The sequence below is a fragment of the Bacillus cereus group sp. BceL220 genome (assembly GCF_051776965.1).
Classification (GTDB): Bacteria; Bacillota; Bacilli; order Bacillales; family Bacillaceae_G; genus Bacillus_A; species Bacillus_A cereus.
Map to the genome: position 1 here is coordinate 227,025 of NZ_JBPWBC010000005.1, position 20,949 is coordinate 247,973.

Consider the following 20,949-nt stretch of genomic DNA (forward strand, 5'->3'; position numbering starts at 1 on the left):
ATTCAATAATACAAATCATCTAGAAACATAACCTGTCTCTCTGTATTCATTTTTTAAGAGTTTGATGGATACCAAGAAAATTTCGCATCACTATCCAGTGGTCTATTTTTCGTTTCTTCTTTAATTACACGAAACCATTCATTTAGAATTTGAGTTTTGGGCAATTGAGCAGCAAGGCTATCTTCCCAAATTATATGTGAGAACCAGGCTTTCGTTTCCCATTCAAACTGCAATTGTGCGAACGAAATTATAGGGTGATCAGCTCCACGAAATTGCTCATTTACTGCATTTGAAACTTCTGGAGCTTGCGGTAACAACTCGTTCTGAATTCTATTTCTTATCGTCTCATTTTCTAGCTGATCCCAGAAATACAATTGCCCATTTATTTGATAAAAAATATCAAATGAAGCCTCACCTTTCTTCAAATTCAATAACACGAAGGCACGTTCCACATCATTGTCAGCCGCTTTTACAGCATTAACAATTATATTTTGTGCCATTGATACCCAGTAACTAGTCGCTTCCTCTACCGGTGATTCAACATACAATTCTTCACTTAATTCATGAAGAGTAGCTTCTTGCTCATTTACTTTTTCAACTTTTTTAAAAAACCTATTAAAAAAACCCATAACTTCCCCCTTATTACTATTTTCTATTTCACAAAATAAAAAATAGATTTTTCTTGCTCATCCACATTTACTCCTGGCGCGTATGTATGAACTTGTTGCAACACTTCTTCTATTAGCAACTCTAACTCCTGCACACTTTTTTCTGGATTCCCTATTAATGTGTCCGCCATACGTTCATATAATTTTTCAGGTTTAATAGTCATTCGTTCCACATTATTAGGCATCCATTTAAACGCTGGATGATGTACGTACATTTTATTCAAACCAAATAAAACACCGAATACGTTCCTTTGTACTTCGCAAATAACGTCATAAAGCATAAGCCAATCTTTCCGTTTTAAAAGCGCCTTTCGATTGTGCCAACGATTACTTAACCATAGATTTTCTGAAATCATCCGTTTTGCTAGTTCATCTGGATATGCCGCTACTTTTTCTTTTAATTCATTCACTTTCCCTTCTCCATACAAACTAACACCATCATGAATGGATGATACAACACATTGTTTTTCATAACTTATATCATATTGATCCACCACATCCGAAATCACTTTCTCTACTGTCTCTGTTAAAAAGTTACTAATCTCTAATTTAATTCCCTCTTTCGTTAAATACGTTTCCGACCATTCTTCTTCCTCATACGGATGATACGATAATATTTTCCCATCAATATGATAAATAGGGGCCCTACGATCCTCATCTTCCGGCGGTGTTGACCATAAAATATGTAATTCTATATCTGAATGTTCATCTTCAAGCTTTCTAGCTACTGAACCCGCTAAAATAATAGCTTCTACTTTCGGATTTTTCCTATAAATCTCTGACATCTCTATCGCTTTCTCTTTTAATCCCATTTCATTTCCCCCCTAAAATTGCAGTAATCCCCTATATTTCATTTATCTATTTCGATATTACAGCTTGCATTACCTTTTCAAATTCCTACTTAATCATATTTCTATCCAATAGCGCTGAATAACTTCACCAGTACGAGAAGAAACTACTTCATTTTCTAACACACCTCCAACCTTTTGAATCGTTTTAGCAGAACCGATATTGGATTTATCGCAAGTTATTAATACTTTCTGCAATCCTAATTTTTGCGCTTCAGCTAATGCAAGTTGTAGTTGTTTCGTAGCGTAACCGTGGCGACGTTTATTCGGATGGACACTATATCCAATATGACCGCTTTCCCGTAATAATTCTGGATTTAATCTATGTCTAATATTCACAAAACCTATAAGTTTCCCTTTTTCAAAACTTAAAAACTGACTAGATGGCACTCGATTAGCTAGTAAATTTTCTCCTAGTTCTTGTTTACTCACTTTTTCAAACCATTCATCAAGAGAATCAAAGTTTTGTAAAGAACTACTTCCATGTGGTTGTTCCCCTGAGTGTAAAAACGCTTGTCTATACGCCGTAATATGCTCACTATATTCATGGATTGGTTTTAATAGTTTCATTGTTCTTCTCCCCCTCTTCATTCCATAAAACAAACACCTTAATAGCAGCTATTCACTATTAAGGTGTTTCTATCCTTTTTATTCAAATAACCCCATGCTCAAATAACGTTCACCTGTATCAGGCGCAATACATAAAACTTTTTTACCAACGCCTAGGCGTTTCGCTATCATGATTGCAGCGTAAACAGATGCTCCAGAAGATGGCCCAACTAATAATCCTTCTTGTCTAGCTAAGTTTCTCATTGTCGTTAAAGCCTCTTCATCTGCAATTTGAATAATTTCGTTATACACTTCTGTATTTAAGTTTTTCGGAATAAATCCTGGGCTTGTTCCTACTAGTTTATGAGGACCTGGTACACCACCGGATAAAACGGGAGATCCTTTCGGTTCCACTACTGCAATATATAAGTTTGGCAATTTCTCTTTTAACGTTTCACCAGTCCCTGTAATCGTTCCGCCTGTTCCTGCCGTTGCAACAAAAGCATCAAGCTCTCCATCCATTTGTTCGTAAATTTCAAGCGCAGTCGTATAACGGTGAATATTCGGATTAGCTGGGTTTTCAAATTGTTGCGGAATAAAACTATTCGGTATTTGCTTTTGCAATTCTAACGCCTTCGCAATTGCTCCTGGCATTCTTTGTTCTGCTGGTGTTAAAACTACTTCTGCTCCGTATGCTTTCAATAAATTAATACGCTCTTTTGACATATTATCTGGCATAATTAAAATCGCTTTATACCCTTTAGCTGCTGCATTCATCGCTAAACCAATCCCTGTATTCCCGCTTGTCGGTTCAATAATTGTATCTCCTGGTTTGATGAGACCATTTTCTTCTGCAACGTGAAGTAAATTATAAGCAGCACGGTCTTTCACACTGCGCGATGGATTAAACATTTCTAGTTTCACATACACATCTGCTGCGTCTTCCGGAATAAATTTAGATAATCGGACGACAGGTGTATCTCCTATTAATTCCGTAACGTTTTCACACAATTTCATAGCGCATCCCCTATTCTATCGTTTTCTTATCACTTGGCAGTAACCATGAAGTGAGTCCAATTAATGGTAGACAACTACATAATAGCATAATAAATTGCAGGCTATATATATCTGCTAATTTCCCAAGAACTACAGCACCTAATGCTCCAAGTCCAAACGCAAGACCTACGATTAATCCTGACACCATTCCCACTTTTCCAGGTACAAGCTCTTGTGCATATACAACAATTACACTAAAACTACTTGAACTAATAAAACCGATACATAAAAATAACGGTACGACCCACACAAGTGAGACATGTGGTAATAACAGTGCAAGTGGCGCTGAACCTAACATTGAAAATACGATGATATTTTTCTTACCAAATCGATCTGCTAACGGTCCTCCGAAGAAAGTTCCTAACACACCAGCAATCATAAATGCGAATACGAAATACTGGGCATTTTTTATAGATAAACCGTAATGCTCTATTAAGTAAAATTGATAGAAATTCCCGATACCAGCACCGTACCAAGAGCGTACAAAAGTAAGAAAAACAAGAAGTATAATAACGAATTTAATGTGTGTACTTACAATTGCATTTTCCACCTCAAGTGCAGCCCTCTTCTTCCTTCTTACAGCACCGGTTGCTAATTCATTTTTGTACCAATTCGATACGAAAATTAATAATACAATTCCTACTGCTGCAAATGCTGTAAAACCTAATGAACCAATTTGACCGAGTGGAACGAAAATTAGCGCTGTAAAAATAGGAGCTAGAGAATTCCCCGTGTTTCCCCCAACTTGATAAATTGCTTGCGCTAACCCTCGTTTTGCACCTGCCGCCATATACGCAACACGAGCGCCTTCTGGATGAAAGACCGCGGAACCTAAACCAATAAATAAAACAGAAATAATAACAATAATAAAGTTTGGTGCAAACGCGAGTCCAATCATTCCAAGCATACTTGAAAACATGCCGAGTGGTAATAAAAATGGTGACGGCTTCTTATCTGAATACATACCAAACACCGGTTGCATAATCGATGACGTCATATTTAATGCAAACGCAATCCACCCTACTTGCATATAGGATAAATTCATCGTTTTTTCCAAAATAGGAAACAACGCCGGCACAACTGCTTGCATCGAATCATTTAAAAAATGCCCAAAGCTAATCGCAAATAAAATTCGATATATTGTCGGTGTTTCTACAGTTTTTTTGTGTGAAACTGCCTGCATATGTGAATCTCCCCTTTCTGTACAAAATATATATTTATTACAGTAGGTGTAATAAATTCTGACTTTTGAAACATTTCTATTCTATACTGCTTTCATTTCTTTTTCCAGAAATATAACTTAACTCCCGTCATTGGCTTGCATCCTTGTAACTTTCAGCGGTAAAACAGTACAAAAAAAGACAACCCAATCACATACTGGGTTGCCTCTTACATTAAATTGCAAAATGCTTATACTTCTCGTAATCACTCGTCTTACATTCTATTTGTAATTTGGTACCTTCGTTTTCGTAACTCGTAGATAAAACGTGTGCATGATTATTGAAATACGAAACTACCTGTCCTTGATCATATGGAATTAACATTTCACACTTCGTATATTCTTTATAGATGTGTGAGCGAATCATTTCTACAAGTTCTTCAATTCCAACATGTTTCTTCGCTGATAAATAAACGCGATCTTCTTGCACTTTCGGAATTTCAACATCTACCATATCTGATTTATTATAAGCATAGATCGTTGGAATATTTTCTACTCCAATTTTCTTTAACGTTTCATTTGTAATATCAATTAATTGTTCATAATTTGGATTTGCGTAATCTACAACGTGAATAAGTAGGTCTGCTTCCGCTACTTCTTCTAACGTTGAACGGAACGCCTTCACAAGATGATGTGGTAATTTACTTACAAATCCAACTGTATCTGTTAATAAAAATGATTTATTATCTGGCAAATCAATATTTCGTACAGATGTTTCTAACGTCGCGAATAACATATCTTTTTCAAATACTTGTTTTTCTTCTGTACCATTATAAATTTCAAGCATTGCATTCATCGTCGTTGACTTTCCTGCATTCGTATAACCTACTAATGCTACAACAGGTATTTCATTTTTCTTACGCTGCTTTCGCTGCGTTTGACGCTGGGCAACGAGCGCTTCTAAATCTTTATTCAAAACTGAAATTTGTTCTTCAATTTTACGACGGTCTAACTCTAACTTCTTTTCACCGACACCTTTATTTTTCGTACCAACGCCGCCGCTCTGTCTCCCTAACGATTCACGAAGACCGATTAAACGAGGCATCATATACTGAAGGTGTGCTACTTCTACTTGTAGCTGTGCTTCTTTCGTTTTCGCACGTTGCGCAAAAATATCTAAAATTAAAATGGTACGATCAATTACCTTACAATCTAAATCCTCTTCTAAATTTCGAATTTGTGAAGGAGATAATTCATCATTAAAGATAACCATATTCGCATCTATTTCTTGTACATACGCTGCAACTTCTTCAATCTTTCCTTTTCCGATATAATGCGATGGATTTACTCGTTGTAAATTTTGCGTTACTTGCCCAATTACCTCTACATCACAAGCTTCCGCAAGATTTGTTAACTCTTCCATCGAATATGCAAAATCATCTTCATTACCTACATTTACTCCAACTAAAACTGCTCTTTGTAATACTTCTTCCATATATTTATTCCTCCATTTCGATTACGTAAAATAAAAAACACAGGTCGCTGCCTGTGTTTTCGTAAACGGATAAGGGTTCACCAAAGAAATAGAAGAAAGCTATGCTTTCATCCTATTTTATAGTCAACAAGTCCCAAGATTGTATACGTATCCACAGTAAGTGTTCACTTATACAATCCCATTCTATTTATAAAGGCAAAACAAAAAGAGGGCGTATTCGTCCCTCCCTCTTTTTCACATATAAGCTTAATAAAGGGTTCCTTTAAAATAGGCAGACCAATCCCGTTCACTCTGTACACAGACAGAGCCTTTGAGCGCTATTCAATTATTGGCACAAAGTATTGAGACGTAATCTGATTAAGATCAAAGGAAGCCCCTCCGTTCATTTTAAGTTACATAAAGTGTAGCATAAGTAATTCGCTTTCACAAGGTTTAACAACCTATATCACACTAAAGAAAATCTTTATATTTTTACTTTAATCGTCATTTTTTGCGAGTTTTTCTCACAATAAAAATAACAAAAACAATCATCAATAACAAACCAATGGAAATAATAGCAACTTGCCGCCAATTTAAACCGCTCACCATCTCACCTTTTAAATCCACTTTCTTCGTCGGAACAGACTCTTTTGCAATTTGACTTAAAGCCGCTTTGTCCGCCCCTGCCTCATCCAATCTCTTCGTTCCACTACAACTATTTGTGTGTAATTGTTTTTCTGATCCTCTTTGAGTAGAAAATACTAAGTAGTCTCCTCCTTCTACAAAGCGAAACATACAATCACCACCCTTTGTATATACGATAATTTGCGAAGAAGTTGTCCCTTTCCAAATTTTCTTCACTTCAAATAACACTTCAGTTCCAACCCCTGCTTTCCTTCCAACCTCAATTACTTTTCCCTCAAACACTACATCGTTTTTTTGAAATGCATCTTCTGTTGATACTTTAATACAATCACAAGCATAAGATTTCTCTGGAAAAATAATAAGAATAAAGCTACAAATGATGACGACAGGAAACATGTGTAAAATCCTTTTCAAGGAGCTCAACTCCCTTCATTATCAATTTTAGAAACTTCTCGTATATTATTTTTACAGCACTCGCCAAATTCCTTCATAGTAAGTTAAGTATTATCGTTTTAATACAACAAAAATCTTTATTGACATTTTTATAACCTGATATTAGTATCAGGTTATAAAAAATAAAAGTTAGGAGATGTTCCTATGCATTCTAAATCTCGTATTACTGCAATTGGTACTTATGTTCCAGATCAAATATTGTCTAATAACGATTTAGAAAAGATGGTCCATACGAATGATGAATGGATTGTACAAAGAACAGGAATGAAGGAAAGAAGAATCGCTAGCGAAGAAGAATACTCCTCAAACTTAGCCATTAAAGCAATTGAAAATTTATGTACAACATATAAGAAAAACTTAGAAGATGTCGACTGTATCATTGTCGCTACTACTACTGCTGATTACGTTTTCCCTAGCGTTGCTTGCCAAATACAACAATACTTCAACATACCTCATACACTAGCTTTTGATTTAAATGCAACTTGTGCTGGTTTTACATATGGACTACACGTCGGTAATAGCTTAATCACTTCTGGATCACATGAAAAAGTACTTGTCGTAGCGACAGAGACATTATCTAAAGTTACTGATTATACCGATAGAACGACCTGTATTTTATTCGGTGATGGTGCTGGAGCTATTTTATTAGAAAGAGATGAAAACACCCAAAGCTTTATCGCTGCTCACATGGGAACAAACGGTGATGGCGGCATTCATCTATATAGAACAAACTTATCTACTACTATGAATGGCACACCACTGCAAACAAATGAAAAAATCGTTCAAAATGGAAGAGAAGTATATAAATGGGCAACACGCACAGTACCAAAAGGCATAAAAAATTTATTACATACCGTAAATATGCAAGTAGATGATATAGACTGGTTCATACCCCACAGCGCTAACTTACGAATGATCGAATCTATTTGCGAAAAATCTCAAATTCCAATACAAAAAACATTAACGAGCGTGGAATATATGGGGAATACCTCTTCAGTCACCATTCCACTCGCTTTAAATTTAGCTATAAAAGAAGGGAAATTAAATAACGGAGACACACTTTTACTATACGGATTTGGTGGCGGGCTTACGCATTTAGGGCTTATTGTAGAGTGGAATTTAATTTAAGTGTATAAAAAGAGGCTCTAGTCAGTAACTAGAACCTCTTTTTCATTTAATTTCTTGCCCCTTTTCGAGACCATATCACAACAGGAATAAGTAATAACGCTAACACGCCTCCAGCCAATGACAATGCCGCATAACTTGAATTCGCTACTACCATACCTGACATTGCTCCACCAGAAGCTCCAGCTAGCGCAATAAAAACATCTATTTTCCCTTGTGTTTTAGCACGTGTAGACGGTGTTGTGGAATCAACGATTTGTGCTGTACCACTTATCAATCCGAGGTTCCATCCTAGCCCAAGTAAAGACAGAGCAACGATTAATAATAATAAAGAATTACTTGGCGCTATCGCAGCTATGACACCCGCTGCAAGTAAAATCACTCCACCAGCTATGCTCATTGTAGTTCGGCCAATTTTATCAATTAACATTCCTGTAACGAGAGATGGAAGATACATTGCACCTACATGAAAACCTATCACAAGTCCTACTGCACTTAAACCGTGACCGTGGTGTCCCATATGAACTGGCGTCATCGTCATAATCGCAACCATCACTATTTGCGTAAGTATCATTACGATTGCTCCAACTGTAATACCTCGTTTATTTTCTTTCGCTTCTTCTGTTATTGGTTGTCCTTTATATGTATGTTCCTGTTTATATCTTTCTATTATGTTAGCAATAATCAAAGGATCTGGACGAAGCATAACAAAAAGAACTAGACCCGCCAGTATAAATGCTGCTGCCGATAGTATGAACGGACCTGCAAGTTTAGGAACTCCAATTGAATGAGCAAAACTTCCCATTACCCCTACTAAATTTGGTCCTGCAACTGCACCGAAAGTCGTCATTACCATCGTAATACTAACAGCCGTTGCTCTCTGCTTCTTATCTGCTAAATCTGTACCTGCATAACGAGCTTGTAGATTCGTGGCTGTACCGGCACCATATATGAGTAAAGAAATAAGTAAAAGAATAATGCTGTTCGTTAAAGCTGCCATTACAACACCAATTGCTCCAAATCCGCCTACTATAAACCCTGTTGCAAGACCTATCCGGCGTCCATATCGTTGCGAAAGCTTCCCTACTATGAAAGCTGCTAATGCCGATCCTAATGTAAACATAGCAGTTGGTAATCCTGCAAATGCATCTGTTCCAAGCATTTGCTGCGCAAGAAGTGCTCCCACTGTAATACCAGCAGCTAGTCCTGCACCGCCAAACATTTGTGAAATGCTGACGATTATTAACGTTCGTTTGTATAGTTTTTGTTGCTCTTCTTCTGTGTACACATGATTATCTATTAAAGCCCCTGCCTTATCTAGCAATTCCCCATCCTCCTTTTAAAATTAATCCCTCTTGTTAATGTACTATGTATAACGTTACATATTCAATGGCATTTTCCATTCATCCCTTTCATTCTAAAAAACTTTCTAATCATACTCGACTTATCCCATGCTATATTAAAAATACTACTATTCACAATATGCAAGGAGAAAACAATGAAAAAAACAGGCTGCTATAGCCTGTTTTTCTTTACGCTTCTTCTACTAATCTTCCCCTTCTCTTTTTACTCAAAGCTTTCCCTTCCCAAAACAACAAACTTACGAAAGCACAAATTAAAATAATTGGCACACTTGCTTTATATAAATCTGTAAAACTCATAGCCATCTGATTCTTGGCATAATGATTCACATCATTTGAAAATGTGAGTACTTCTTTCTTTATACTTTCCTCTTGTTTTTCAACTTCTTTTGTCACTTGCCTCATAACTTCTTCTCTTTTTACATCTCTATATTCTACTGGAACTTTTCTTAATATTTCATCCGTCTTGTCGCGAATCAATTCTTCCTTTTTCTCTTTACTTAATCCCATTGTCATTGCATTTTGTTTCTTATTTATATTCGACTCTAAACTTTGATTCTCTATTTTTTCTTTAGTCATTTGTAAAATTTCAGTTTGCTCAGTACTATTCACATGAATAGTACGCACCTTTTCTTCTGCATAACGATATACTTTTTCTTTATTTACAGTTAAATTGTGAGTTAAGTTAGAGACAAATATTGCGACTGCCAATACAATTCCGACTTGTCGTAACATTGATACAACACTTTGAGAAGCAGTTAACAATTCTCCTTCAAACGAAGACGCACTTAAAACTGTAATTGGCCCCACTACTAAACCATATCCAACACCTAATATCATACATGGAATAATAATTTCTATATTTGTTGAATGAACATCAATCATTTGCAACCAATAGTAGGAAAGCCCCATAATAAGAAATCCTGACAAAATAATAGTTACTTTTCCGAGTTTTTTAATTAAAGTTGCTGCAACTGGTGAGACAAAAAATATCATTGCTGAAATAGGTGTCACTAAAAAAGCCGCTTCAATTTCCGTTCGACCTTGTAGTTTCGTCAAGAACGTTGGAAGCAATACAGTAACTCCAATTAAAAATAAATTACTTAATATAACAACGATAGACGCTCCGACAAACATTCGATCTTGAAATAACTTTAAATTCACCATTGGATTATGAATCTTTCGTTCTACTAAAACAAATAGAATAAGAGAAATAGTGCTAATTGCATAACAAGACAAAGCAATATTACTTTGCCATCCCCATGTATTACCTTTTACTAATATGAGAGTAAATGAAAAAATTGCTGTGCTACTTAATAGTAGTCCTATCCAATCTATTTTTGAGATAATACGTTCTTCATTTTTTATTTGTAGCATGATGCAACATAACACGATTCCTATTATACAAACCGGAACATTAACGAAGAACACCCATCTCCATCCTAAATTTTGCGTAATAATTCCACCTATTACTGGTCCCATAGCAGCTGACAATCCTTGTGTTACTCCTAAAATTGCAAGCGCAACATGCCTCTTAGCTAACGGCATAGCTGATACACCAATTACCATACTTGTTGGAAATAAAATCGCTGCCCCAATACTTTGTATAAAACGAGAAAAAATAAGAAAATCACCTGTATTAGCAAAAGCGCAAAGTACCGATCCACCACCAAAAATCACCAGACCAAAAATATACATCTTTGCTTTTCCAAAAATATCAGCTATCCGCCCTAACGGAATGGCAAGTACTGCAATCGTCATTGTATAAACATTTAATACCCAAGACATCTTTTCTAATGAAGTATTTACACTCGATTGTATTGCCGGTAAAGCTATATTCATAATTGTCGTATCAATCATACAAAGAAAGATACCTAGACACATTAAAAAGACAATCTTAATACCCTTTGATTGCTCCATCTTTATATACCCCTTTATTTATTGTGAATGCGTTTTTCATTCTTCTGTTTTATTGTTTTCTTTCGCCTCTAACTCTTCTAATTTTCTCTTCAAAGTCTCCACTTGTGCACTATACGATGCAATACCTACATCTAGTGAAATTTCTTCGACGAAAGTAATACCTACTCTCCACTTTTCATATTTCAATCGAAGATCTGCAATGTACGCTTCTTTTCTTTCAATTTCATCTTTAATCCATTTTTTTATTGTTACATCATCACTATAGTTACCAAAATACATTCTCATTAAAAAATCCGAACGTAAAACATCCTTCTCTACAGGCGTCTGCATGTATTGATAAAATTCTTCACGCCCCTCATCTGTAATAAAGTACATTTTCTTATTCGGTTTTCCCTCTTGCATGACAACCTCTTTTTTTATTTTCCCTTCATTCTCCAATTGTCGTAACGTTGGATAAATCATTCCAAAACTTCCATCAAAAAAATGAGTAAATACGTCTTCAAACACAATTTTAATATCGTAACCAGACAATTCCTTTTGCATTAATAAACCTAAAACAACATCTCTTCCCTTCAAAGTAAAACCCCCACATATTATATAATCAATAATCATATTAACAATGTTAATATGATTATTGATTATATACCTTATTCTGTTAATTGTAAAATGTTTCTAAATAAAAAAGCCCCATAATTTGGTTTCACCAATTCACAGGGCCATTTTCTTTTTTACTCTTTCACACCTACATCTTGCAAAACTTCAATATCCTCTTTCATTTCATAATAATAAGAAGGCAATTCTATACCATGTTCTAAGAAATAATCCTCAATGAATGAAATAATAATTTTTAACGTTTTCACACGAGCATACAATTTATCGTTACTTTCAATAATATGCCACTTCGCATTTGGCTTACTTGTTTTTTCAAACATGTCTTCCATCGCTTCAACATATTCATCCCATTTTTCACGATTACGCCAATCTTCGTCTGTAATTTTCCATCTTTTCAAAGGATTTTTCTCTCTATCTTTAAATCTCTTTAACTGTTCCTCTTTACTTATATGGTAGAAGAACTTCCCCATTATGTAATGGTCATCTGTTAGTAGTTTTTCAAAATCATTAATCTCATCATATGCTCTCATCCACTCTTCCTTTGTAGCAAATCCTTCAACACGCTCAACTAACACACGACCGTACCATGAGCGATCAAAAATGGTGATTTGCCCGTACTGTGGAATTTTGCGCCAGAAACGTTGCAAATAATGGTAACGTTTTTCATGAGGTGCAGGCGCTCCAATTGGATTTACTTGGAACCCACGCGGGTCAAGATGTTCCGTCACCCGCTTAATTGCCCCACCTTTACCAGCCGCATCCCATCCTTCCATAACAAGCATAACCGCGATTTTTTCTTCTTTCAAAATTTGCTGTAATGCTAATAAGCGCCTTTGATATTTTTCGAGTTTCTTGTTGTACTTAGATTTTGATTCAATTTTTTTCGTTAAGTCTACTTTAGCAAGATGTCCATTTTCCATAAAACAAATCCCCCTTGTTGTATGACAATGTTATTTTAACATATTTTTGGGAATTTTTTCATATCCTAAAAAGCTGTGTAGAAACATCTCTACACAGCTTCCTTCTCTAATTTCACATATATAAGCACATTTAACTACATTAAAATAAATAATTTATACGGAACTCTTAGGAAATTCTTTTTATTAAAACGTAAAAATAGCCCTTTTAAAAAGAGCGGCAATCTAAGTATAGAAAAAAATAAATTTATTCTTTCTTACTACATACGTAATGATGCCAGCTATAAGAGTAGTGAATAAGATATTAATTCACTACTCACAATACCCACTTTACATTATATGGTATATTCACTCGTAAAAAGAAGATAATAACAAGTAAATCCATTAAAGAATGGGAGCTCTAAAAAATGAAACGAAAAATATTAACTCTCTTTACGCTTATATGTTTAGCACTACCAATGCAAGCTAATGCTTACACATTTCAGTCACTACCGATTGCGTCAAAGTCTAAACAATGGTATGTCGAAATTGATAAATCTCATAACTCAAACAAGCAAGCAATTCAGCCAAAACAAGGTGTATTTGATACGTATAGTTTACTCGTAAAAAACATCGGTCATGATGTATCAAATGTATCTGTGGAAATACTTGATAACAACCCTACCTCTAAAGCTACCTTTAAACCTACTACACCTAATGAAAATATTTCTAAAAGTCATACAAGCTTTGACTACATGGTATTCCCATTAGACTTTAATAGTCATAATTTTAAAGTTGTGATCACTTGGGAAGAAAAGAATTTCTCTTATAACGGCCATCCGGTAAATGAAGGTAAAAAAATGAAACAAACATTTGTATTTAATGAAGAATAAGTCCTAATTTCTTTAGGGCTTATTCTTCATTTTTGAAACCTGCTTGTATCGCTTCCGTCACTTCTTTTATGATTTCTAATTTTGTTGCTTCCATACTAATCTTTTTGTGCCAAATATGTACGGACGGTTTTTCATTACAAAGATGTTTTATTAATACTAATTGATTATATGCTAAGTTATTTTCTATTTGGGTAGCGATATAGACTGTAAAATTTTTCGCTTCAAAGACCTTTTCTTCCAAAATATATTTACTCTCTAATTGCCTTGTTACTATATCTTTCAAGTTTTCTATAGTCATGCATATCGCCCTCTTTTCCCATATAATCAATTAAATCGACGAATACTCGGTACAGACAATGCTATTCCAATTGTTAAAATTACTAAACTAGCTAGTGTTATAATAGTTATTTCGCCACCTATGACAGTAGCTAACCAGCCTACAACTACATACCCTACTGGCAATAAAGCAAAAGAACCCAACATATCAAGGCTTGCCACTCTTCCGAATGCTTCTTCTGGTACAAGCTCCTGTAAACTCGTTTCCCAAATGAGTCCAAATATCATCATGCCAAATCCTTCAATTGCCATTAAGAATATTAAAGCGGGTGCCCAAGAAATGAATGGCATAATTAATAAAGCAATGCCACTCATTAAAACACCTCCATAAGCCAGTAATCCTCTCTTATGCCACAGCTCTTTCCCACCAAATATTAATGCGGCAATTACAGCCCCACCACCAGAAAAGGCCATGCCAAGTCCATACACGTAAGCTTCAAAATGATGATGAACATTAAATAACCATGGAATTAATACGACGATAATGCCGGCATAACAAATATTTATAAAAGAAAAAACTAAAATTGTAATCCACAGCCACGGATGACTTTTTAAAACTAAAACACCTTCTATAAACTCTTGTTTGTAATTAAGCTTACTCTTTTCAATGGGTTTTACTTTTTTAAACTTAATTTCTTTTAAAAATAATAAACATAAAAATGATAATAAGTACGTTGCTGCATCTAGTCCGAAACCTATCCCTGCAGATGCAACCGATACGATTAACCCACCAAGTGCTGGCCCAATTAATCGTATACCTTGATTACTCATTTGAGTGAGTGCGTTAGCTGCATTACGAATTTCAGGGACGAATACTTTCGCCCTTACAGCAGAATATGCTGGTTGGAATATCCCTTCCATAAGTCCGTATATGGCAACGAGAATATATAAAATCGTAATTGTTAATAAATCCATAAATATAAGCGATGCAAGTAATAGCATTAATATACAGCGGATTATATCCGTAAATAACATTAACCTAACCCGATCAATTCGGTCTACAATTAAACCCGCAAACGGTAAAGCAAGAATATTAGGTAGCATGTACATTGCCATCGTCATCCCCATTACAACTGTTGAACCAGTTAATGAATACACAACAACTGGAAGTATGACCATAGTTATCGAACTACCTAAGGCCGAGAGTAATTGTCCAATCCATAAAAACTTAAAGTGCGTTGATACTTTAACTGGTAATAATAATTTTCCAATATAACCTAAACTTTTTTCCTTTTGTATTTCCCCTTGCATGTCTCTCCCCTCTTTTCAAATGACTATAGAATACAAAATATATGACTGAAAATTTATAATATTATTTTTCTAATTATATAAGAAACAATTATGTTATGGTAAAATTATCAAAAAAATATAAAGGAGAATACATCATTATGCCTCTAAATTCACATAACATCGAACACCAGATCTATACAATGTGTATGATCCAGCGCAACAATGAAGTTTTACTCATAAAACGCCCCAACCATCGAGGTTTCCCTGGCTACATCGCTCCTGGCGGCAAAGTAGATTTCCCCGAAAGTATCGTTCAAGCCGCTATAAGGGAAGTAAAAGAAGAAACCGGATTACTTGTTTCGGATTTAATTTTTAAGGGATTAGATGAATATGTAAATCCGAAAGGGAATGTTCGGTACATGGTATTCAACTACTGGACAGACTCATTTGAAGGTGAATTTCTTTTGAACCCTCCTGAGGGCGAATTATTATGGATACCAATTGATACAGCACTAAAGCTTCCTATGCAAGATTGGTTTAAAGAAAGATTCCCATTATTTTTTGAAACAGGCACTTTTGAAATTCAACGTGTTTGGGATAATGAGCTAAATAAACAAATTTCTATGACAATTACCCATACATAAAAAAGCTTGGAAATCCATCCAAGCCTTTCTTACTTCTGTGCAATCTTTTCAATCTTATAATGAATATGTAAAAATTCAAGTCCAAATAGCCACATGCTATGATGAGCTGTTAACATTTTATCCTTACCCTCTGTAATGATGAAAGTCTCTGCTAACGGTAAACGGATTGTTAAGAACCGAGTATGTAAATAAATCCCCTCATCTCCCTGACCATTTTCTCTTAACTTACTAGTAATGATTAAATCATGACTATCATTATATAGTTTCAAAATACCAGTCATATTCGAATAAGGTAAAGGTAAGGCGATATTCATATATGTCTCATTCTTATTTGTATGCTTTGAATAAAGAGCTACAAAAATAGATTCACCTGCTTCATTTTTCCTTATCCAAGCCCTTACATTCTCTCTTCCATCTTTCTCATCTATTACACTAATGATAGAGCCATGCATCGTTTCCCAATTGCCGCCCATCCCTAAATGTATTTGTTCTACACGCTTACTCATTTTCTCATAGCAAAGTGCGAACGGACGGAACCAACGAGTCCATTTAATATTCGATTGCAATTCATACTCTGCTGTATTTTCATAAAAATGAATCATACTTAAAGGAACCTTCGTCACGTCAAATGACTCACTATGAAAATCAGTTATTTGATCAACTAAACCGTTGTATTCCTTACTGCCTACTAAATTGCCGCTATATAAAAAAGCCTCACCAATTGCCACACTTCCTCTTAATTTACTCATTGGTTTCCCATAGTATTTATAATTCGGAACACTCTTTTCGATCATCCAGCCGACAAATGCCGGTAACGCTACTCCAATTCCGTTGACAACACCGTGAATCCAAACCATTTGAGCAATTGTAATCGTCATTACATGCTTCAAATTCCCGTATGAGTATATAAGTGAGAACATAATTGTAACCATGAGTGTACTAGACGAAACGATTAAAAGAATCTTTGCACTGATAGCATTAAATTTTGCTCTCCAAACGTAAAATCCATATCCATAAATCGCACATAAATATAGGAGCACTGCAAAAAATTCAAATATTCTCGAGTATGTAATTCCTATTGCAACTGTCATAGGTGAAATCATGATTATAAACATAATAGCATCATATACTTTACTTCTCTTTTCTCTTTTTCTCCCTATTAAACCAGCTGATAATGGCAATAGAAACGCCGAATAATGAAAATGTGCAGCTGTGAGTAAAACAATGTCAGAGCTAAAATGCATAATTGAAAGTTTTGCTGCTGAAGCAAAAAACCAAAAACCACCTAAAAACAAATAAATAAACGCACTATCTATGGCGATCTCTTCTAACGGCTTCCATCCTCTTTCTAGCAATCTACTTACACCAAATAACGCAACGATTCCTGTATATACAAACCAAACTAGCGCAAATACATAGTGATTTGTGACGAAAGCTAGCATTGCACAAATTGCTGCGATTGGATATAAAAACGATACGAATTTATAAAATAATAAATACGATCCATCTCTTTTTCTTTTATCAATAATACAAAGTGACATTGGTATAAATAATAAAACAGATAATAATATAATTGCTTCAACAGGATTTGTATTCGACCGCTCACATAATAGAAAAACAACATAACAAGCAAGCCCAAATATTATATTTTTCATATCATTTAGTTCCTTTCCATAAATGTTCCCTTATATGAAAAAAGCGAGCCAATTAACGGGTTTCGTACTTGTACATGAATTCGAAAACATTGTAGTTCATCATCATAACTTTCAACAATTTTTGCTTCACCATACAAAAATTTTGGTAACGGAATTTTTCTTCCAAACATATAAAACCATTGTTTCTTTGAAGAAATATGCATTGCACCTAACTCATCGATATGAAAATGCAGTGTAGAAACGAGTAAATGTGGTTCGCCAAAATAATCTACAATTTCATTTTCTTTTTCATCCAATTGCATAACTGCATTAAAATATCTTTTCTTATTATGAAAATAAAAAGTACGATTCCACCTTACTAATTCTTGTCCATATTCATCTCGCTCAGCTGTATTTTGTATCGTAAATGGAATTTCCTCTCCTCTTTCTGAGAAAAACATTCGAAACTTCGATGCAATTTTTAATATAAATTTCACGAAAAAAGAGCCACCGTAAATTTCATCCATCTTTCCTTCACCTGTAAAACTATTCTCTTCTGTAATCGCATAACGCTTCTGCAATTCAGGATGAAGATTTTTATAGGTATCCCCTAATAATCGTTCATATATATTAGCCATACACTTATCCCTTTCTCGCCCTATTGCAATTTTTCGCTCTTGGTAAATCGAAACTATTTATATAACCGACAATTGATAACCCCATTAGAAGAACATTTAATGTAATCGGATTAAACGGCCCTGTAAAGCTTGCAATATTCGTAAATCCTGCCGCTAATGTTAAAACTAGTAATACAATAATATGCAATATAAATAATTTTCGTTTTGCTATTGGCAACAGCCATACAACACCGAAAATTATTTCTAACACCCCAATTATTTTAAGTATATATACACTATTTTCATTTGAACCGATTAATACAGAAAGCATCTTTACTTCTTCTAAATGAGTAAAAAGTAGTTTTGGCACTATCCCTTGATATATCCATACAAAAGCAAATAAAAAACATACGAGCCAATACGTCATTGTTCTTCTAATTAGTAACCTAGGATGAAGCCCCTTTTCTAACCATAATTTTAAGGCATCAAAACTCCAAGCAGTCGCCCAACCTAATAACGGACGAAAAATATAGGAATCTATCACATTTCCTATACGACCAAATCTTGTATCATAATCATATTGTGTCTCAAAATGGATGTATTCTTTATTCGGCGTATACTTCCAATAACCACGTCCTATTTGAATAAGAGATAATGTATTATCCGTCCAAAATTTTAAAGAAGAAATTCTTTCACCAGTTTCTTTTCTTATTTCACCTATTGATTCCCCTTCTCCAGCTATTTCAAGCCCAAATCCAATCTTTGTTTTATACAAAAACTTCTGTGGTTCTCCTTCTTTTTTCTCTAAATACGAAATTTCAGTAAAGCGAGCATCCCACTCCGTATGTATATGTGGTTCTTGCGTATATTCCCATAATTTTCCCATCGTCGTGTTCATTTTTGTCGCAACATAAATAGGCTGTTTCCTTTTCATTCTCCCACCTCCTATGCACTATAAGTTTAATGTACATGCAATGAATTTATTTTGCTACATTTTTCACAAACTTTCCTGGAAAAAGAAAGAATTTTAAAAATATATATAAAACACTTGATTCCCCGAAAAATTTAAATTATTATAAAACAAATGTTACCAACAACTTCATAAATCAAACACTCTCGCCTAAAACGTGAGATAGAGGTTGCGATACTTATGAGTATTCTAATGGAGACACAGAGATGTCTATGAACTTAGATGAAAGGAAGTATTGCCGAAATTGATAAGTTTCTCTGCATTTATCAATTGGGGCTGTTTTCGAATAGAAACAGAACTGTCATATGTACAGACGTGTACGTATGAAGAGCTATCTACAAAAAAGAGATATCATTTTTTATGATATTCCTTTTTTGGCGGTTTTTTTATTAGCTCCGTTTTCTGTTTCCCTTTTCCTGTAACAGCACCATCCTCACTTATTTGAGATGGTGTTTTTTGTTTGTCTTTCTGGTAACTACAGGAGTATTGGGATTTATATATTTCCTAATCTATTCTTAAAAATAGACGAAAGAAGGAATTTGTAATGGAAACAATTGTTCAAAAATTTGGTGGCACTTCTGTCGGAAGCGTCGAGCGCATTCAACATGTAGCAAATTTAATTATTGAAGAATATGAACGAGGTCATAGCGTTGTCTCTGTCGTTTCAGCAATGGGAAAAAGCACGGATGAACTTGTCGCACTCGCTAACGTTATTACAGAAAATCCAAGTAAACGTGAAATGGATATGCTTCTATCTACAGGAGAACAAGTAACTATTTCATTATTAACAATGGCACTGCAAGCAAAAGGCTATCGTGCAATTTCATTAACAGGGTGGCAAGCTGGTCTTACGACAGAATCTGTACATAGTAGTGCACGGATTACTGACATTCATACAGATCGTATTCAATCTTATCTTGCTGAAGGCACAATTGTTATCGTAGCTGGTTTCCAAGGTATAAGTGTAGAAAATGAAATTACAACGCTTGGCCGTGGTGGCTCTGATACGACTGCTGTCGCACTAGCCGCTGCACTTAAAGCAAAAAAATGTGATATTTATACGGATGTGACAGGCGTATATACAACGGACCCACGAGTTGTAAAAGACGCTTACAAATTAGACGAAACTTCTTATGACGAAATGTTAGAGCTTGCTAATCTCGGTGCTGGCGTATTACACCCGCGCGCTGTTGAGTTTGCTAAAAATCATAACGTAGTTTTAGAAGTTCGCTCAAGTATGGAACAAGAAAACGGAACAATTGTAAAAGGAGAATGTAACATGGAACAACAATCAATCGTTAAAGGTATTGCATTTGAGGATAACATTACACGTGTCACAATTAAAGGACTAGAACAAGGCTCGCTTTCAACAGTTTTCTCTACATTAGCAGCGGCACATATTAATGTAGATATCATCATTCAAAGTATTACAAATGAAGGAACTGTACATCTCTCTTTCTCCATTCACTCGAATGATTTAAGAGAAACTTTAAAAGTTTTGGAACAAAATCAAGAAACTCTTCACTACGAATCTGTAGAACATGAAAATCACTTAGCAAAAGTATCAATCGTAGGATCTGGCATGGTATCTAACCCTGGTGTCGCTGCAAATATGTTTACTACTTTAAAAGAAGAAGATATTCATATTAAAATGGTAAGTACATCAGAAATTAAAGTGTCTGTCGTTATTGACCGCCTTCATTTAGTAACAGGGGTTGAGGCGCTACATCAATCATTTATGGCGAAAATTGAGCCTTTAGTACAAATGAGCTAATTTGATATGCTCAGTAACACTTATAAAAAAATCATATTAATCTACTTCCTTCCTATTAAATAAAAGCTGTTCGTTAACAAGATGC

The 20,949-nt window shown here is 35.0% G+C and carries 20 protein-coding genes and 1 riboswitch; of the genes, 4 read left to right on the plus strand and 16 right to left on the minus strand.

The annotated features are described in order from the left end of the window. Positions 1–53 precede the first annotated feature (53 nt). The 7 genes from ACS2FK_RS15950 to ACS2FK_RS15980 form a co-directional block, all read right to left on the minus strand. A complete protein-coding gene (locus ACS2FK_RS15950; RefSeq protein WP_000505545.1) occupies positions 54–629 on the minus strand; it encodes a hypothetical protein in 576 nt (191 codons plus the stop codon). Between the two features lie 23 nt (positions 630–652). Further along, positions 653–1,480 (minus strand): DUF4037 domain-containing protein, encoded by an 828-nt coding sequence (locus tag ACS2FK_RS15955; protein ID WP_063547033.1) that lies wholly within the window; start codon positions 1,478–1,480, stop codon positions 653–655. A gap of 93 nt (positions 1,481–1,573) precedes the next feature. Beyond that, a complete protein-coding gene (locus tag ACS2FK_RS15960; RefSeq protein WP_000771274.1) occupies positions 1,574–2,086 on the minus strand; it encodes a GNAT family N-acetyltransferase in 513 nt (170 codons plus the stop codon). 78 nt (positions 2,087–2,164) lie between these two features. After that, complete coding sequence (gene cysK, locus ACS2FK_RS15965) at positions 2,165–3,082, minus strand: cysteine synthase A (RefSeq protein WP_000762273.1); 918 nt, start codon at positions 3,080–3,082, stop codon at positions 2,165–2,167. A gap of 10 nt (positions 3,083–3,092) precedes the next feature. Further along, the gene (locus ACS2FK_RS15970) at positions 3,093–4,304 is read right to left on the minus strand and encodes an MFS transporter (protein WP_063547032.1); all 1,212 of its coding nucleotides are present in this window, start codon (positions 4,302–4,304) and stop codon (positions 3,093–3,095) included. 211 nt (positions 4,305–4,515) lie between these two features. Continuing rightward, the gene (hflX, locus tag ACS2FK_RS15975) at positions 4,516–5,775 is read right to left on the minus strand and encodes a GTPase HflX (RefSeq protein WP_000393283.1); all 1,260 of its coding nucleotides are present in this window, start codon (positions 5,773–5,775) and stop codon (positions 4,516–4,518) included. 483 nt (positions 5,776–6,258) lie between these two features. Then, complete coding sequence (locus ACS2FK_RS15980) at positions 6,259–6,795, minus strand: cobalamin biosynthesis protein CbiN (protein WP_141435905.1); 537 nt, start codon at positions 6,793–6,795, stop codon at positions 6,259–6,261. A gap of 201 nt (positions 6,796–6,996) precedes the next feature. On the opposite strand from ACS2FK_RS15980, the gene ACS2FK_RS15985 reads away from it, so the two are divergent. Beyond that, positions 6,997–7,980 carry a ketoacyl-ACP synthase III gene (locus tag ACS2FK_RS15985; RefSeq protein WP_063547030.1) on the plus strand — a complete coding sequence of 328 codons (984 nt, stop codon included), beginning with the start codon at positions 6,997–6,999 and terminating at the stop codon, positions 7,978–7,980. Positions 7,981–8,026: 46 nt separating this feature from the next. On the opposite strand, the gene ACS2FK_RS15990 is transcribed toward ACS2FK_RS15985, so the two are convergent. The 4 genes from ACS2FK_RS15990 to ACS2FK_RS16005 all read right to left on the minus strand — a co-directional run bounded on the left by ACS2FK_RS15990 (position 8,027) and on the right by ACS2FK_RS16005 (position 12,790). Next, entirely contained in the window at positions 8,027–9,301 is a 1,275-nt protein-coding gene (locus ACS2FK_RS15990; RefSeq protein WP_063547029.1) for an MFS transporter, read from the minus strand. A gap of 208 nt (positions 9,302–9,509) precedes the next feature. Then, on the minus strand, positions 9,510–11,258 hold the full coding sequence (locus tag ACS2FK_RS15995) for an MDR family MFS transporter (protein ID WP_063547028.1): 1,749 nt from the start codon (positions 11,256–11,258) through the stop codon (positions 9,510–9,512). Positions 11,259–11,294: 36 nt separating this feature from the next. Continuing rightward, a complete protein-coding gene (locus ACS2FK_RS16000; RefSeq protein ID WP_063547027.1) occupies positions 11,295–11,834 on the minus strand; it encodes a PadR family transcriptional regulator in 540 nt (179 codons plus the stop codon). Between the two features lie 152 nt (positions 11,835–11,986). Continuing rightward, a complete protein-coding gene (locus ACS2FK_RS16005) occupies positions 11,987–12,790 on the minus strand; it encodes a polyphosphate kinase 2 family protein (RefSeq protein ID WP_063547026.1) in 804 nt (267 codons plus the stop codon). Positions 12,791–13,194: 404 nt separating this feature from the next. On the opposite strand from ACS2FK_RS16005, the gene ACS2FK_RS16010 reads away from it, so the two are divergent. Continuing rightward, positions 13,195–13,659 carry a hypothetical protein gene (locus ACS2FK_RS16010; RefSeq protein ID WP_049107139.1) on the plus strand — a complete coding sequence of 155 codons (465 nt, stop codon included), beginning with the start codon at positions 13,195–13,197 and terminating at the stop codon, positions 13,657–13,659. Between the two features lie 19 nt (positions 13,660–13,678). Here ACS2FK_RS16010 and ACS2FK_RS16015 read toward each other — a convergent pair whose 3' ends face one another. Beyond that, positions 13,679–13,957, minus strand: coding sequence for a hypothetical protein (locus ACS2FK_RS16015; protein ID WP_063547025.1), 279 nt, complete (start codon positions 13,955–13,957; stop codon positions 13,679–13,681). 26 nt (positions 13,958–13,983) lie between these two features. Beyond that, entirely contained in the window at positions 13,984–15,246 is a 1,263-nt protein-coding gene (locus ACS2FK_RS16020) for an MFS transporter (protein WP_063547024.1), read from the minus strand. A 137-nt stretch (positions 15,247–15,383) separates the two neighbouring features. On the opposite strand from ACS2FK_RS16020, the gene ACS2FK_RS16025 reads away from it, so the two are divergent. Next, positions 15,384–15,869: an 8-oxo-dGTP diphosphatase gene (locus tag ACS2FK_RS16025; RefSeq protein WP_063547023.1), complete on the plus strand. Its 486-nt coding sequence runs from the start codon at positions 15,384–15,386 to the stop codon at positions 15,867–15,869. Positions 15,870–15,898: 29 nt separating this feature from the next. Here ACS2FK_RS16025 and ACS2FK_RS16030 read toward each other — a convergent pair whose 3' ends face one another. Genes ACS2FK_RS16030 through ACS2FK_RS16040 form a run of 3 tightly spaced genes read right to left on the minus strand, consistent with a single transcriptional unit; the run spans position 15,899 to position 19,054 of the window. Then, positions 15,899–17,524: a YndJ family protein gene (locus tag ACS2FK_RS16030; RefSeq protein ID WP_063547022.1), complete on the minus strand. Its 1,626-nt coding sequence runs from the start codon at positions 17,522–17,524 to the stop codon at positions 15,899–15,901. Between the two features lie 5 nt (positions 17,525–17,529). Further along, positions 17,530–18,141, minus strand: coding sequence for a DUF4166 domain-containing protein (locus ACS2FK_RS16035; protein WP_063547021.1), 612 nt, complete (start codon positions 18,139–18,141; stop codon positions 17,530–17,532). 4 nt (positions 18,142–18,145) lie between these two features. Then, complete coding sequence (locus tag ACS2FK_RS16040) at positions 18,146–19,054, minus strand: DoxX-like family protein (protein ID WP_063547020.1); 909 nt, start codon at positions 19,052–19,054, stop codon at positions 18,146–18,148. Between the two features lie 191 nt (positions 19,055–19,245). Beyond that, positions 19,246–19,432: riboswitch (Lysine riboswitch) on the plus strand. 202 nt (positions 19,433–19,634) lie between these two features. On the opposite strand from ACS2FK_RS16040, the gene ACS2FK_RS16045 reads away from it, so the two are divergent. Next, positions 19,635–20,864, plus strand: a complete 1,230-nt coding sequence (locus ACS2FK_RS16045) for an aspartate kinase (protein WP_063547019.1) — start codon at positions 19,635–19,637, stop codon at positions 20,862–20,864. The last annotated feature ends 85 nt before the right edge of the window (positions 20,865–20,949 follow it).